Origin of the sequence: Streptomyces sp. NPDC001852, assembly GCF_042891825.1 — a bacterium.
GTDB lineage: Bacteria > Actinomycetota > Actinomycetes > Streptomycetales > Streptomycetaceae > Streptomyces.
Genome location: NZ_JBIATN010000006.1, coordinates 318,644 through 333,438, shown reverse-complemented (window position 1 = coordinate 333,438; position 14,795 = coordinate 318,644). Strand labels below are relative to the sequence as shown.

The following is a 14,795-nucleotide window of genomic DNA, read 5'->3' as shown; positions in this document are numbered from 1 at the left end:
GGGGGCGGGCGGCGCCGAGGCGACCCCATGCCGTAGGGCGGATCTCGCGGTGCGGGGAAGAGCTCGGGTGGTGGCGGTCGTGCGGTGTCCGCGGCCCGTCGTCGGTTGATCGCGCGGTGCCCCGCGCCCCTTGCCGCGCCCCTTACGGGGTTGCAGTCCCCTGTCCCGGAAGGCGCCGCCATTTTTCCTCGACCGTCACTTTGCGCAGCCGCCAGCCCTCCGGTGTCCGGAGCAGCGTGAAGCCGTAGCGGCCGCCGCACACCAGGTCCGGCGCCGGGGGGCCGCCGTTCGTCGCGAACCGCATCGGATTGAGGTAGTCGGCCCGCACCGAGGCGGTGTCGCCGGTGTCGTGCTCCAGGACGCCGAACCTGACCTGGCGGTTGACGATCAGGTGCTGGCGCATGGCGAACAGCGCCAGACTCTCGGCGAGCCACCCGGCGACCTGCCCCGCGTCACCCTCGATGCCGCCGGCCGAACGGTAGTCGGCCCGCCCGTCCGCCGTGAACAGCATCCGGTACCCGGTCCAGTCACCGTCGTCCACCGCCACCGCGTACGCCGTGACCAACTCGTCCACGGCCAACCGGTCCATCACGGTCGCGAGCTCAGCGCGCTGCGTCATCGGCACAGTGTTGGGCATGGCGGGCGCGGAGCCAAGAGGCGCGCCGGGGACAATCGGTGTGCGGTGACATTCGGCGGTACGGGGCGGGCCGGAGCCCCGAACCCGTTGCCATGAACGATCAATCCACCGGCCCGGAACCGAAGTTCCCCGTCCGGGCCCGGTACACGGACTCCACGGTCACCGCCTACTGGGCCGGCGTTCGCCTTGCTGGTTGGCTCCTTTGCGATGGGCGTGGTTCTTCGCGACGCGGATCCCTCTCGCGACGGCGGATTGCCGCACTCCGGTCCGCGCGCGAAGCGTTGGTGGCACATCTTCCACTCCAACCACTCCGAGCTCCGTGCCGCTGGATTCTCGCCCTCCGGGCAGACCCTTGCCGTAGCGACGAGCAGCGGTCTGTCCCTTTGGACTCGCGGGACCGGCCACAGCCACAGGTCCGGCGCTGAAGCCTGACTCCTCTGTGACTGGTTCAGCCTTTTCTGAGCAGTTGTTCGCGTACCGAACCTGGGACGCGTTTTTCGTAGAGGCGCCGGCTCCGGGCGGCGACACCACCGCCGACACGGAGGTCACCCCGGAGCCGCGGGTGCCGGTGTGGCGTGAAGGGCCGGCCTGGTCGGTGCCGCCAGTCGGCTACCAGCGCATCCTGAGGCGCTCGCTGACCGGCACCGGCTCCATCAAGTCGAGCGTTGTGCTTTTTGGAGCTTGCTCACGGATGCTTTTGCCACCTCTTGGAGTATTTGGGGATAATACCCGTCATGTGCGAACACGGTGACGGTGAGCGATACCGTGCCAACTCGCACCAGGCCAACGGTCGCGCATTCGCTGAGCCTGCCGGAGATCAGACCGACACGGACAACGGTGGAATCGTCGCCCATTACCGGCTGTGACAGGGGGGCCAAGCTCATGCGCTGCTGCCCGTCCTCGTCCGTAAGACGGGGACACCCCTTGGCGGAGCTACGAGTGTCGTTGATGACCCGCTGAGCATCGGTCGGCGAGGCATGGCCCACCCACGAGACCCTGATCTTCATCGTTCCGGCGGCCGTGTGGGTGATGAAGGCCCTGCCCAGCTCGGAAGAGGGATGGTAGGTGTCTGCGGACGCGTTGGAAGCGTTCAGGAATTCCGTGCATGCCGGCCCCCCAGAGCTCGCTGTGAGCGTTCGGGTCATGATCCCGGTGCTGTCGTGTGCTGTGTCGGCTCGCAGGCCCGGAACGTCTGCGGCGGTTATCGCGGCATCCTCGAGCCGGCTCTCCGTCATGGGTGCCCCACTTGCTGCCGAAGGCGAAGTGGAGTCGGCTGGTGAGTGGGTGGGGTGGGAGCTCGACTGCGTCGACCGCCGTGTGGCAGTTGGCAAAGGCTTGTGGGTTGCCTGGGCGGTCCCGCCCGCGCTGCTGCACGCCGACACCGGGACAATGCCCAGCGAGAGAACCGCTGCGCACGCGACGCGTCTTGCCTTGAGATTCACAGCCCCAGCCCTTGGATCACCAGTTCGACCAGCGCGGGCAGTGTAGCGGTCGAGCCCCTCCGTCCACGGGCGCAGGGTGGAGGCGGGCGCTGCCGCTCTTCCTCATGCCCTCGCCACGGCAGGATCACCCGACCCGGACCACGCTCGACCGTCACCGCTCCAGATCGCCATCGGGGCTACGAAGTCGTGACCGTCCTTCTCGTGTCGGTGGTCGCGGGCCTGGTGGCCGGCCTCCTCCGGGCCACGCTTCCAAGTCGAGCCGCCCCCAAGCGTTTGTGTGGTCACGCCAGTGGCGGGACGACCTGGAAGCGGCAGTTGCGCCGGCGTGCGCGCGGCAGGGCTGTTGCGTGAGGAGCGGCCGTATCCGGTGGCGGACGAGGCGCTCGCGCATCTGCGGGCGTAGGCGGGCGGCCGGTCGGCCGGGTCAGGCCGCCTCGACGACCGCACCGCGGATCGCCTCGGCCCACTCGACCACCAGCAGCTCGTACTCCGCGCGCTCCTGGGCCGACAGGGTGCCGCCCGCACGCAGCCACAGCGCCCGGATCTGCTCGTTCAGCTCGGCGGCAGACCGCACGGAACCAGAGGACGGGACATCGGGGGACATGCGGACAGCCTAGGGGCAAGGACTGACACTGCGCTACCGCCCGGCTACACAGAACGTATGCGGTTGGTCACCGTCGCCGGCCGCAGCGCCCTCAGCCGATCCAGACCACCACGCGGATACCCTGCCGAGCCGCCCCGCGGAAGGAGGCGCGGGTGATGTCCGAAACAGTGGCGGCTCGCAGCAGCCGTCGTACACGTCGGGGTGGCCCAGGAAGCCCACGTCGCCGCGGGGTCGTGCACCCGGCCGGAGCCGCCGCGTCGCATCGGTGGTTGAACGGTTCGATCGCTCCCTGGTGTTGACCGGTCCCTGCGCCGCCGCTTACGTTGCAGCGCAGGAGAAAGCGCTTGCTGGACATGCTTGCCGCATCGTCGGCCCGCGCGCCCGCCGAACCGGAGGAGTGCTGAACCCGCCCATGCCGCCCTCTCCCCGCCAGCCCAGGCCCGACCACTCCCGTTCGACGACCGCGTTCACCGGCCGGCGCATCCGGGCCGCCGTCATCGGCACCGGCGCCATCGGACGCGGCTCCCATCTGCCCGCACTGGCCCAGCTCGCACGGGAGGGCGAGACCGAGGTCGTCGCCGCCGTCGACATCGACCAGGGCGCCGTCGAGTCCTTCTGCGCCGAGACCGGCATCCCGCACGCCTACACCGACCTCGACCGGATGCTGGCCGAGCAGCGGCCCGACCTGGTCAGCATCTGCACCCCGCCGACCCTGCACCGCGCCCAGACCGTGGCCGCGCTGCGCGCCGGAGCCTGGGTGTGGTGCGAGAAGCCGCCGGTGCCCTCGCTCGCCGACTTCGACGCGATCGAGGCGGAGGAGGGAGCGGACGGCGGGCCGTACGCGGCGATCGTCTTCCAGCACCGGTTCGGCTCCGGAACCCGGCAGGTGCGCCGGCTGCTCGCCGAAGGCGCCCTCGGGCGGCCCCTGGTGGCACACTGCCAGACCAGCTGGTACCGGGACGCCGCCTACTACGCGGTGCCCTGGCGGGGCCGGTGGCACTCCGAGGGCGGCGGCCCGGCCATGGGCCACGGCATCCACCAGATGGACCTGCTGCTGGACCTGCTCGGTCCGTGGAGCGAGGTGCGGGCCATGGCAGGGCGGCTGGTGCACGACGTCGAGACGGAGGACGTCTCCACCGCGCTGGTCCGCTTCGCGAGCGGAGCCCTCGCGACCGTCGTCAACAGCGTGCTGAGCCCCGACGAGGTCAGCCGCATCCGCATCGACTGCGAGCGCGCGACCGTCGAGCTGACCCACCTGTACGGGCACGCCAACGACAACTGGCGCATCACCCCGGCCCCGGACGTTCCCGCTGAACTGACCGAAAAATGGCGGGATTTCGGCCCTGATGTGCCCAGCTCGCACCTGGCCCAACTGCGCGAACTCATCGGTAGCATGCGCGCGGGCGAGCGGCCGCGCAGCAGCGGCGCGGACGGGCGGACCAGCCTGGAGCTGATCACGGCCCTCTACAAGTCGGCCTTCACCGACACGACCGTCCGCGCCGGCGGGATCGGCCCCGGCGACCCCTACTACACCGCCCTGCACGGCGGTGCCCCCGGCTGGGCGCCCGTGGCCGCCGAGGAGGTCCCGGCATGACCGGCGGACTGCGGGTGGTCCACGCGTACGGCGACCGGATCACCGTCCGCGAACCGGCCACCGGGGTCGAGCTGTTCGCCTACGTCTACCGCCCCGAAGCCGCATGGGAGGCGCCCCGGCCCTACCTGCACCCGGTCCGCACCCTCGCCGGCGCCGTCGTCACCGACTACCGCCCGAACGACCACCGCTGGCACAAGGGTCTGTCCCTGACCGCCTCCCACCTGTCCGGGGCGAACCTGTGGGGCGGCAACACCTATGTGCACGGGCAGGGGTACCTCGAACTGCCCGAACGGGTCGGCTCGATGCGCCACGCCGGCTTCGACGAGGTCTCCGCGGCCGACGGCGGGGCGGTGATCGCCGAGCGGCTGACCTGGCATCCGTACGACGGTGAGCTGTGGGCCGAGGAGGAGCGGCGGATCGAGGTCCACGACATCGACCCGGACTCCGGCTCCTGGGCGCTCACCTGGACCAGTGCCGTCACCAACCGGCGCGCCGAGCCGCTGCGGTTCGGCAGCCCGACCACGGCCGGGCGCGAACTCGCGGGCTACACCGGCCTGTTCTGGAGGGGCCCGCGGGCCTTCCGGGAGGGGCGGATCACCGGTCCGGAGGGGGAGGGGCCCGCGCTGATGGGCACGCGGGCGCCCTGGCTCGCGTACTCCGGCGAGCACGACGGCGCCGACGGCCACGCCACCCTCGTCTTCGCGCACGCCCCGGAGAACGACCACTCCGGCGCGGGCGGCACCCATCCCGCCCACTGGTTCGTCCGCAACGAGCCCTTCGCCGCCGTCGCCCCTTCCTGGTCCTTCTTCGAGGAGCTGGAACTCGCCCCCGGCGACACGCTCCGCCGCCGCTACCGGGTCGTCGTGGCGGACGGTGCCTGGAAGCGGGCGGACGTCGTGGAGTATCTGGAGGCGCATACATGGTGAGCGCCGGGGAGCACCCGTTCACGGGCCTGCCGGGCGGGGTCGGCGTGTCCCGGCTGTGCGTGTACGACTGGCCCGCCGTCGACGGGGCGCGGGGCGGAACTCCCCATGTCCATCTGGCCTGTTCGGAGGCGTACGTCGTCACCGGCGGCCGGGGCGCGGTGCAGACGCTGACCGCCTCCGGCTACGCGGTCACCCCGCTCACGCCCGGCACGGTCGCCTGGTTCACGCCGGGCACCATCCACCGGCTGGTCAACGAGGACGACCTGCGCATCACCGTCCTCATGCAGAACAGCGGGCTGCCGGAGGCCGGGGACGCGGTGCTCACGCTTCCGCCGCGGTACCTGGCCGACCCGGCAGCGTACGCCGCCGCCACCACGATCCCGGCCGACGCCCCGGAGGCCGAGCGGGAGCGGGTCGCGCGCGCTCGGCGTGACCTGGCGCTGGAGGGCTATCAAGCCCTGCGGGCCGCTCCCGGCCCGGAAGCGCTGGCCGCCTTCCACCGAGCCGCCGCCGCGCTCGTACGACCCCGGGTCGCCGAGTGGCGCCGGCGCTGGAGGAGCGGCGCGCTGGCGGCGGCCGAGGCGACGGGGCGGCATCTGGATCAGCTGGCGGCGGGCGACGCCGCCCACCTCGCCGAGGCCGCCGTACGCGCCGAGCAGCCGCTTGAGCGGGGGCGGTTCGGGATGTGCGGCCGACTCGATGTGTACGGCACGCCGGTGCAGGTGCCGCGCTAGGCCGTCGAGCCCCTGCGGCCTCGTCGCGGTTGTTCGCGCCCACGCGGCGGAGCCGCACATCGATGCAGCCCTCCGCCTCTTCGGGGCGCTGTCACGCCGCCGTCGGTCCGGTCAGCGTCCACCCCGGCGCCTGCGGATGTGCCGTGAGGTCCTCGTGGTGGACCTCTTCGCCGCAGGCCCGGCAGGTGACGACCGGGACCAGTTCGTTGCCGCAGGTGTGCTCGACCGCCATGGGCAGGTCGGCGCCCTTGCGGATGTGGCGGTCGCCCCACTCCTTGAGCGTCATGAGGACCGGCTCCAGCTCCAGGCCCGCCTGTGTGGCCCGGTACTCGAAGCGCTGCGGGCGCTCGCTGTAGACGCGCTTGGTGAGGATCCCGGCGTCCACGAGCCGGCGCAGCCGGGCGGCCAGGATGTCGCGCGGGGCGCCGATGTTGCGCACGAGCTGGTCGAAGCGGCCGTTGCCCAGGCACACCTCGCGCAGGACGAGCAGGGAGTACTTCTCGCCGACCAGCGCGAGGGCGTCGGCGATGGAGCAGGGGCGCGGGTCGTGCGTGGTCTTTCGTGCGGCCATGAGGGCCAGTCTAGAGGAGGGTTTGATTTTCCAACCCGTCGAGCTATGGTGAGTTTGGATTTCCTACTCACTGGTAGCTGCCCGTGGTGGGCCGACCGGCTCGCCACGGACAGCCAGACGGCCAAGGAGGCCCGCGCCATGCGCGACGCAGTGATCGTCGAAGCCGTACGCACTCCCGTCGGCAAGGGCAAGCCGAACGGCTCCCTCGCCCACGTCCACCCCGTGCAACTGCTCGCCCACACCCTGCGCACCCTGGTCGAACGCTCCGGCGTCGACCCCGCGCTGATCGACGACGTCATCGGCGGCACCGTCGACCAGGTCGGCGAGCAGGCCATGAACACCACCCGGTACGCGGTCCTCGCCGCCGGGTTCCCGGAGACGGTCCCGGCGACCACGGTGGACCGCCAGTGCGGCTCCTCCCAGCAGGCCGTGCACTTCGCCGCGCAGGGCGTCATGTCCGGGGCGTACGACCTCGTGATCGCCTGCGGCGTGGAGTCGATGAGCCGGGTGCCGATGTGGTCCAACGTGCCTGCCGGAAAGGACCCGTTCGGTCCCGGTGTCGCCGAGCGCTACCCCGAGGGCCTGGTCCCGCAGGGCATCAGCGCGGAGCTGATCGCCGCCAAGTGGTCGCTCACGCGGGCGCGCATGGACGAGTTCGCCGTCTCCTCCCACCACAAGGCCGCCGCAGCCTGGGACAAGGGGCTGTTCGACGCCGAGATCGCGCCGCTGGACGGCGTCGCCCGCGACGAGTGCGTCCGCCCCGGCAGCACCCCGGAGATCCTCGCCGGCCTCAAGCCCGCCTACTACGACCCCGCCTTCGCCGAGCGCTTCCCGCAGATCGAGTGGAACGTGACCGCGGGCAACGCCAGCCCCATCAACGACGGTGCCTCCGCCGTCCTGATCACGTCCAGCGAGACCGCGGCCCGCCTCGGCCTGCGCCCGCTCGCCCGTCTGCACAGCTTCGCGGTCACCGGCTCCGATCCGCTGCTGATGCTCACCGGGGTCGTCCCGGCGACGGAGAAGGTGCTGCGCAAGGCGGGACTGAAGGTGGCCGACATCGATCTCTTCGAGGTCAACGAGGCGTTCTCCAGCGTGGTGCTGGCCTGGCAGCAGGAGACCGGCGCCGATCTGGGCAAGGTCAATGTGCACGGCGGCGCGATCGCCCTGGGCCACCCGCTCGGCGCCAGCGGCACCCGGCTGACCACCACCCTGGTCCATGCCCTGCGCGAGCGCGGCGCCCGCTACGGCCTGCAGACGATGTGCGAGGCGGGCGGACTGGCCAACGCCATGATCCTGGAGGCCGTCCGACCGGCGTGACCCTTCGCCCCCTACCGGCCGCGCAAGTGGTGACGCTTGCGCCAGGCCACCACCGTGCCCAGCAGCGCCGGTACGGCGATAGTGGCCATCGCGATCAGGAAGGCGGGAGACGTCGGCGCGGAGGCGCGGGCGCCGGCGACCGCGTAGGCGGCGGTGTTCGGGACCGAGCCGACGGCCGTGGCCAGCAGAAACGGCCGCCAGCCCATACGGGAGACGGCCGCGACGTAGTTCGCCGCCCAGAACGGCACCCCCGGGAAGAGCCGGGCCGCCAGCATGGACCGGAACCCGTGCCGGCTCAGCTGACCGTCGGCCGCCCTGAGCCAGCGGCCCCGCAGCAGGGGGCGCAGCGCCTCCTGCCCGAGAAGCCGGCCGAGCCCGAACGCCACGCCCGCCCCGAGCACCGTGCCCGCCAGCGCCGTCGCCAGTCCCAGCTGCGAGCCGAACAACGCGCCCGCCGCCAGGTTGAGCAAGGGGCGGGGCACGAACGCCACGGTGCACAGCCCGTACGCCAGGCCGAACACCGCGGCCGCAGCGGCCCCGCCCAGCTGCGGCGGCCACCCGTGCGTCAGCAGCCGCTGCGGCTCGAAGGCCAGCACACAAGCGGCGGCACCGGCGAGCAGGGCGAGCAACAGCGACAGCCGGGCGTGGGGATGCGCCAGCGCCCGCGCACACCGCCCGGCGAACCCGGCGCGGGGCAGGGGTGACACGCGTTCGACGAGCTCCGTGGCGGCGGCCCGGGGAGAGGCCGTGGCGGTGCCAGAGCGGTTGGCATCGAGCATCCGGTGACATTAACCGACGAACACGTGTGATCGCCGTCAAGTGTGTCGCACCGAGCGGGCCCGGGCACCTGTGGCGCCCGGACCCGTGTCCCCGTGGACCCGTGTCTCACGCGGCGAGCGCGTGACCCGGGTGCAGAACCACCTTGGTGTAGCCCTCGATCCGCTTGTCGAACTTCTCGTACGCCTGCGGCGCCTGGTCCAGCGGCAGCTCGTGGGAGACCACGAAACTGGGCTTGGCGCGCCCGGCGATGATCAGGTCGCGCAGCTGGCGGTTGTACCGCTTGACGTTGCACTGACCGGTGCCCATCTGCTGGCCCTTCTCGAACATCTTGCCGATGGAGACCAGCAGCTGGCCGTGCCGGGCGTGGTCGTCGGGGCCGCCCGGGTCCGAGGGCACGTACAGCCCCGGTACGCCGAGCATGCCCGTCGGCCGCACTGTCTGGACCAGCTCGTTGAGGACGATGGCGGGTTCCTCGTGGCTGGCGTCGTGTGCCTGGGCCTGGTAGCCGACGGCGTCGACACCCTTGTCGGTTCCCTCACCTCCCGTCTGCTCCTTGATCTGCTCTGCCGGGTCGCCCTTGGTGAAGTCGATGGGGATGGCCCCGATCTCCTCCGCCTTGGCGAGCCGCTCGGGCACCCGGTCGACGGAGAACACCTTCGCCGCTCCGCGCAGCAGTGCCGAGTAGGCGGCCATCAGCCCCACCGGTCCGGCGCCGTAGACGGCCACGCTCTCGCCGGGGGAGACCTGGGCGAGTTCACAGCCGTGGTAGCCCGTCGGGAAGATGTCGGCGAGCAGCACGAAATCGGTCTCGAACTCTTCGCCCGGAGGCAGCTTCAAGCAGTTGAAGTCGGCGTACGGCACCCGAAGCAGCTCGGCCTGGCCGCCTTTGTAGGGTCCCATCGCCACATAGCCGTAGGCCCCGCCCGCGAATCCGGGATTGACCGTCAGGCAGAAGCCGGTCTTGCCGGCGAGACAGTTCTTGCAGAATCCGCAGGCGACGTTGAACGGCATCACGACCCGGTCACCCGGGGACAGGGAGGTCACCCCGCTGCCGACCTCCTCGATGATGCCGAGGTTCTCGTGCCCGAAGACGATGCCCGACTCGGCCGCCGTGCGGCCCTCGTACATGTGCAGGTCGGAGCCGCATATGGCGGTCGACGTGACGCGTACGAGCACATCGTTGGGATGCTGGATACGGGGATCCTGGACGTCCTTCACCACCACGCTGAAGGGCTCTTCGTAGACGACGGCTTTCACCTCTGTCACCTCCGCCGCTTCACCGCCAGTAATTCCAGGTAACGCCGGTACGGAAGGGGGTGCAACCCACCCCCTGAGGCGGCGCTGCGCTGCTGTTCGAGGGCTGCGATCGAACTCGTATTCGATAGTAGGGTTCCTTCATGACCGTCACCGGTGCGGCCCTGCCGCATGTGCCGCGCAGTGCTCTCGCCGACACCGTGCTGGAGCGGCTGAGGTCCGTGTTCGCGGCCGCCGCCGACCCCGGGCGGGCCGGTCCGATGCGGGCGTACATGAAGGACGTGGCGCCCTTCCTCGGCATCCCCACCCCGGACCGCCGCACCCTGTCCCGTACCGTCCTCGCGGGCACCCCGCGCCCCGACGAGGCCGACTGCACCGCGATCGCGCTGCGCTGCTGGGCGCTGCCCGAGCGTGAGTACCACTACTTCGCGGTGGACTATCTGCGCCGGCACGCCGGACGGTGCTCCTCCGGCTTCCTCCCGGTGACCCGGCACCTCATCACGACCGTCCCCTGGTGGGACACCGTGGACCTGCTCGCCGTGCACGTGGTCGGGCGCCTGGTCGTCGCCGACCCACGGCTCACCGCCGACATGGACGCCTGGATCACCGACGGCGACCTGTGGCCGGTGCGCACGGCCCTGCTCCACCAGCTGGCCCGCAAGGAAAACACCGACACCGACCGGCTGTTCACCTACTGCCTGCTCCAGTCCGGGCACCCCGACTTCTTCGTCCGCAAGGCGATCGGCTGGGCCCTGCGCGAGTACGCCAAGACCGACCCCGGGGCCGTACGGGCCTTCCTGGCGCGGGAGCGGGGCCGGTTCGCCCCGCTGACCGTCCGGGAGGCGCTGAAGAACATCGGTGCCTGAGGGGGCTCCAACTCGCCCGCTGCCGAAAATCGTTCGACGCCGGACATCCGCTCGGCGATGATCGACCGCATGTTCCGGTACGCCTTCCTCCTCGCAGCATCCGCCGTCGCGGATGCGCCGAAGGCTGCCGTCCCGATCCTCGTGGCCGCTGTCGACGGCGCCCGAAGCTGACCCTCTCCGGAACGTCCGGCGGACCCCGCAGGGGGAGGGTCGGCCAGTCCCTTGGGGTCCCGCAGCTCCGTACCACCGGAAAGAGACTTCGAGGTACAGCCATGTCCAAAACGGCCTACGTGCGCACCAAGCCGCACCTGAACATCGGCACCATGGGTCATGTCGACCACGGCAAGACCACCCTGACCGCCGCCATCACCAAGGTCCTCGCCCGGCGCGGCACCGGCACCTTCGTGCCGTTCGACCGGATCGACCGCGCCCCGGAGGAGGCCGCCCGCGGCATCACCATCAACATCGCGCACGTCGAGTACGAGACCGACACCCGGCACTACGCGCACGTGGACATGCCGGGCCACGCCGACTACGTCAAGAACATGGTCACCGGCGCCGCGCAGCTCGACGGGGCGATCCTCGTCGTCTCCGCGCTCGACGGGATCATGCCGCAGACCGCCGAACACGTGCTGCTCGCCCGGCAGGTGGGCGTCGACCACATCGTCGTCGCGCTCAACAAGGCCGACGGCACGGACGACGAGGAGCTCGTCGACCTCGTCGAACTGGAGGTCCGCGACCTGCTCACGGCCCAGGGCTACCCGGGCGACGCCGTACCGGTCGTGCGGGTCTCCGGGCTGCGGGCGCTGGCGGGCGACCCGCGCTGGACGGCGTCCGTCGAGGCGCTGCTCGACGCGGTCGACACCTATGTGCCCATGCCGGAGCGTTACCTGGACGCGCCGTTCCTGCTGCCCGTGGAGAACGTGCTCACGATCACCGGCCGGGGCACGGTCGTCACCGGCGCCGTGGAGCGGGGGACGCTCCGCCTGGGGGACCGGGTCTCGGTGCTCGGCGCCGGGGTGGACAGTGTGGTCACCGGGCTCGAGACCTTCGGCAAGCCGATGGAGGAGGCGCAGGCCGGGGACAACGTGGCGGTGCTGCTGCGGGGTGTGCCCCGCGACGCCGTGCGCCGCGGGCATGTCGTGGCGGCTCCGGGGAGCATGGTGCCCGCCCGGCGGTTCTCGGCGCGGGTGTATCTGCTGTCGGGGCGCGAAGGGGGTCGTACGACGCCGGTGGCGACCGGGTACCGGCCGCAGTTCTACATCCGTACGGCGGATGTGGTGGGGGACGTGGACCTCGGTCCGGTGGGTGTGGCCAGGCCCGGGGAGATGGTCGAGATGACGGTCGAGCTGGGGCGGGAGGTGCCCTTGGAGCCGGGGCTCGGGTTCGCCATCCGTGAGGGTGGGCGGACCGTGGGTGCGGGGACCGTGTCCACGGTGGGGCCGGACCACAATGGGTAGGTGAACGAATCGATACCCGTGACCCGCACCACCGACCACGGCACCGCCAAGCTCATGCCCGACGTCGATCGTGAGCGGGCCTGGCTGCTGACCGTCGACGGGGCGCCGCAGTCGTACGTCGATCTCGACGATCCGGCGTATCTGGAGTTCGAGTACGCGCGGCGGCTCGGGTACGTGCTGGATGTCGTCGCCGAGACCGGGCGGCCGCTGGACGTGCTCCACCTCGGCGGAGGAGCGCTCACGCTGCCGCGCTACGTGGCGGCCACCCGGCCCGGATCCCGGCAGGATGTCGTCGAGGCCGACCGGGGGCTGCTGGAGCTGGTCGCCGAGCATCTGCCACTGCCGGAGGGCTCGGGTGTCGCGGTGCACGCCGCCGACGCCCGGGCCTGGCTGGAGACGGCCCCGGACGATCACGCCGACGTGCTGATCGCCGACGTCTTCGGCGGGTCCCGGGTGCCCGCGCATCTGACCACGCTCGCCTACGCGCGGGAGGCCGAGCGGGTGCTGCGGCCGGGCGGGGTCTATCTGGCCAACCTCGCGGACGGCGCGCCGTTCGGGTTCCTGCGGTCCCAACTGGCCACACTGGCCATGGTTTTCGAGGAGCTGGTGCTGATCGCCGAGCCGGCGGTGCTACGCGGCCGACGGTTCGGGAACGCGGTACTCGCCGCCGCGCACCGGCCCCTGGACACCGCCGCGCTGGCCCGGCGCACCGCGGCGGACGCGTTTCCGGCGCGGGTCGAACACGGGGCGGCGGTGCGGGAGTTCACCGGTTCCGCGCGACCGGTCGAGGACGCCGACGCCGTACCGTCCCCCGAGCCCCCCGGCGGGGCGTTCGGCATCGGCTGACGCGGTCACCGGGGTGTTCCGGCCCGCCGTGCCGTGGCAGGCCGGAACACCGCGTCGGCTCACTGGTTCGTCGGGTCCCCGTGCAGCCGGACCGTGCTGAGGATCTTCATGATGGTCGCCTCGGGCACCTCGCCCTTCACGCCCTTGGCCCCGTAGAAGTTGAACGACACGTAGTCGTGGACCGAGTTCTGGAAGCCGAAGGTGAGGGCCTTGCCGTCGCTGGCGCACTTGCCCTTCCGGGGCGTGTGGTTCGACCGGGCCCATCCGTAGCTGCCCTTGATGCCCGACGTGGTGGTGAAGGGGGTGGCCTTCTTGTCGAAGGTGATGCTCTTCTTGTCGGGCTGGGTGTAGCCGCCGTAGACCCACCAGGCCGGCGTGTTGATCGCGATCTCGTCCGTGTTCTTGGCGCCGCTCGCGCCCTTGGAGCCCACGACGGCCAGGGGGGTGTCCTCGGTGCGGCCGTCCTTGTCGTCGTCGGACGTGCACCACTTCGGCTGGTCCTCGGCGGTGCCCGACTGGATGATGTTGTCGGACATCCCGTTCTTCTGCTTCGGGAGGTCGAAGCCGATGTCGAGGCCCGGCGACTGGACCTGCCAGTCCGCGGGCACGTCGTAGGCGACGCCCCACCTGGGGTTCACCACGACCTTCCAGCCGGGGACGGTCGGCTTCTCCGACTGGGTGCCGCGCGGGTCGTCGGACGCCGACGAGGTGGGCGTGGGCTGAGGGGCGGGCGACTGGCTCGCGTGCTGCCCGCCCTTGCCGCCGTCGGCCTGGTCGTTCGTGCCGCCCTTCTTGCCGAGGACGAGATAGCCGGTCACGCCGGCGGCGACCACGACCGCCGCGGCCGCGACGATCGCGATCAGCTTCGTGCGGCCCCCGCCCTGCGGGGCCTGCGGCACGGGCACGGTGGGCGGCTGCTGCGGCCCCCACTGCGGCTGCTGACCGTACGGCCCGGCCTGCGGATACTGCTGGTACCCGGGCTGCTGGTACGGGTTCTGCTGCTGGTTGCCCGGCTGCTGGTAACCCGACTGCTGGTAACCCGGCTGCTGATACGGATTGTGCTGCGGGTTGCCCTGCGGATTGCCCTGCGGGTTCGGCGCGCCCCCTGGCGGCTGCTGATCTGGCCACATGGCCAGTAACCCTAGTGCCGCCGGAGACACGATTCGGTCACCGGTCCTCGTCAGGGTCGTTGCGAAGCGGGGCCGACGCCGTGGCGCTGCCCGGCGGGTGACGGATTCGTGCTGGTCAGTTTCTCCTACTCATGAGTAACATGGCGCCATGAGCGCAGACCAGATGTCGATCGGCGAGATGCTCGCCGCCACCGTGCCCATGGCCCGGACGCTGAACCTGGAGTTCCTGGAGACCACCCCGGACCAGGCCGTCGTGTCCCTGCCGGACCAGGGCGCGTACCACAACCACGTGGGCGGGCCGCACGCCGGTGCGATGTTCACCCTCGGGGAGTCGGCCAGCGGGGCCATCGTGCTGGCCGCCTTCGGGGACCAGCTCTCCCGTGCGGTGCCGCTCGCCGTGCGGGCCGACATCGCCTACAAGAAGCTCGCGATGGGTGCCGTCACCGCGACCGCCACGCTGGGCCGTCCGGCCGCCGAGGTCGTCGCCGAGCTGGACGCCGGGCAGCGTCCCGAGTTCCCCGTGGCGATCGAGATCCGGCGCGCGGACGGCGCCGTCACGGGCGAGATGACGGTTGTCTGGACCTTGCGGCCGAACGGCTGAGTCGCAGGGCGGGATACCGGGATGCCCGCGGGC

Annotated in this window: 15 protein-coding genes and 1 pseudogene; 9 read left to right on the top strand and 7 right to left on the bottom strand. The window is 71.5% G+C overall.

Features of this window, described 5'->3' with window-relative positions:
- Window positions 1–142: 142 nt before the first annotated feature.
- Entirely contained in the window at window positions 143–619 is a 477-nt protein-coding gene (locus tag ACFYZB_RS13585; RefSeq protein WP_388758019.1) for a nuclear transport factor 2 family protein, read from the bottom strand.
- Between the two features lie 255 nt (window positions 620–874).
- On the opposite strand from ACFYZB_RS13585, the pseudogene ACFYZB_RS13580 reads away from it, so the two are divergent.
- Window positions 875–1,069, top strand: a pseudogene (locus ACFYZB_RS13580) (hypothetical protein); the annotation flags it as partial.
- Between the two features lie 221 nt (window positions 1,070–1,290).
- Here the strand turns inward: ACFYZB_RS13580 and ACFYZB_RS13575 are convergent.
- On the bottom strand, window positions 1,291–1,872 hold the full coding sequence (locus ACFYZB_RS13575) for a hypothetical protein (protein WP_388758017.1): 582 nt from the start codon (window positions 1,870–1,872) through the stop codon (window positions 1,291–1,293).
- A gap of 631 nt (window positions 1,873–2,503) precedes the next feature.
- Window positions 2,504–2,683, bottom strand: a complete 180-nt coding sequence (locus ACFYZB_RS13570) for a hypothetical protein (RefSeq protein ID WP_388758016.1) — start codon at window positions 2,681–2,683, stop codon at window positions 2,504–2,506.
- A 412-nt stretch (window positions 2,684–3,095) separates the two neighbouring features.
- On the opposite strand from ACFYZB_RS13570, the gene ACFYZB_RS13565 reads away from it, so the two are divergent.
- Genes ACFYZB_RS13565 through ACFYZB_RS13555 form a run of 3 tightly spaced genes read left to right on the top strand, consistent with a single transcriptional unit; the run spans window position 3,096 to window position 5,937 of the window.
- Window positions 3,096–4,277, top strand: a complete 1,182-nt coding sequence (locus tag ACFYZB_RS13565; RefSeq protein WP_388758014.1) for a Gfo/Idh/MocA family protein — start codon at window positions 3,096–3,098, stop codon at window positions 4,275–4,277.
- A complete protein-coding gene (locus ACFYZB_RS13560; RefSeq protein WP_388758012.1) occupies window positions 4,274–5,203 on the top strand; it encodes a PmoA family protein in 930 nt (309 codons plus the stop codon). Before ACFYZB_RS13565 ends, ACFYZB_RS13560 begins: the two co-directional genes overlap by 4 nt.
- Complete coding sequence (locus ACFYZB_RS13555; protein ID WP_351205082.1) at window positions 5,197–5,937, top strand: cupin; 741 nt, start codon at window positions 5,197–5,199, stop codon at window positions 5,935–5,937. Before ACFYZB_RS13560 ends, ACFYZB_RS13555 begins: the two co-directional genes overlap by 7 nt.
- Before the next feature lie 91 nt (window positions 5,938–6,028).
- Here ACFYZB_RS13555 and ACFYZB_RS13550 read toward each other — a convergent pair whose 3' ends face one another.
- The gene (locus ACFYZB_RS13550) at window positions 6,029–6,508 is read right to left on the bottom strand and encodes a winged helix-turn-helix transcriptional regulator (protein ID WP_388758009.1); all 480 of its coding nucleotides are present in this window, start codon (window positions 6,506–6,508) and stop codon (window positions 6,029–6,031) included.
- 138 nt (window positions 6,509–6,646) lie between these two features.
- Here ACFYZB_RS13550 and ACFYZB_RS13545 point away from each other — a divergent pair, with 138 nt between their 5' ends.
- Window positions 6,647–7,825, top strand: coding sequence for a thiolase family protein (locus ACFYZB_RS13545; protein ID WP_388758007.1), 1,179 nt, complete (start codon window positions 6,647–6,649; stop codon window positions 7,823–7,825).
- A gap of 11 nt (window positions 7,826–7,836) precedes the next feature.
- Here the strand turns inward: ACFYZB_RS13545 and ACFYZB_RS13540 are convergent, their stop codons facing one another.
- Entirely contained in the window at window positions 7,837–8,604 is a 768-nt protein-coding gene (locus ACFYZB_RS13540; RefSeq protein ID WP_388758005.1) for a TVP38/TMEM64 family protein, read from the bottom strand.
- Window positions 8,605–8,710: 106 nt separating this feature from the next.
- Window positions 8,711–9,862, bottom strand: coding sequence for a glutathione-independent formaldehyde dehydrogenase (locus ACFYZB_RS13535; RefSeq protein ID WP_388758122.1), 1,152 nt, complete (start codon window positions 9,860–9,862; stop codon window positions 8,711–8,713).
- A 140-nt stretch (window positions 9,863–10,002) separates the two neighbouring features.
- On the opposite strand from ACFYZB_RS13535, the gene ACFYZB_RS13530 reads away from it, so the two are divergent.
- The 3 genes from ACFYZB_RS13530 to ACFYZB_RS13520 all read left to right on the top strand — a co-directional run bounded on the left by ACFYZB_RS13530 (window position 10,003) and on the right by ACFYZB_RS13520 (window position 13,031).
- Window positions 10,003–10,725, top strand: a complete 723-nt coding sequence (locus ACFYZB_RS13530; protein ID WP_388758003.1) for a DNA alkylation repair protein — start codon at window positions 10,003–10,005, stop codon at window positions 10,723–10,725.
- Between the two features lie 272 nt (window positions 10,726–10,997).
- Complete coding sequence (gene tuf, locus ACFYZB_RS13525) at window positions 10,998–12,185, top strand: elongation factor Tu (RefSeq protein WP_388758001.1); 1,188 nt, start codon at window positions 10,998–11,000, stop codon at window positions 12,183–12,185.
- Entirely contained in the window at window positions 12,186–13,031 is an 846-nt protein-coding gene (locus ACFYZB_RS13520; RefSeq protein ID WP_351205070.1) for a fused MFS/spermidine synthase, read from the top strand.
- A 59-nt stretch (window positions 13,032–13,090) separates the two neighbouring features.
- Here ACFYZB_RS13520 and ACFYZB_RS13515 read toward each other — a convergent pair whose 3' ends face one another.
- Window positions 13,091–14,161: a hypothetical protein gene (locus tag ACFYZB_RS13515; RefSeq protein WP_351205068.1), complete on the bottom strand. Its 1,071-nt coding sequence runs from the start codon at window positions 14,159–14,161 to the stop codon at window positions 13,091–13,093.
- 148 nt (window positions 14,162–14,309) lie between these two features.
- Between ACFYZB_RS13515 and ACFYZB_RS13510 the strand changes: the two genes are divergently transcribed.
- Complete coding sequence (locus ACFYZB_RS13510; protein WP_351205066.1) at window positions 14,310–14,762, top strand: DUF4442 domain-containing protein; 453 nt, start codon at window positions 14,310–14,312, stop codon at window positions 14,760–14,762.
- Window positions 14,763–14,795 lie beyond the last annotated feature (33 nt).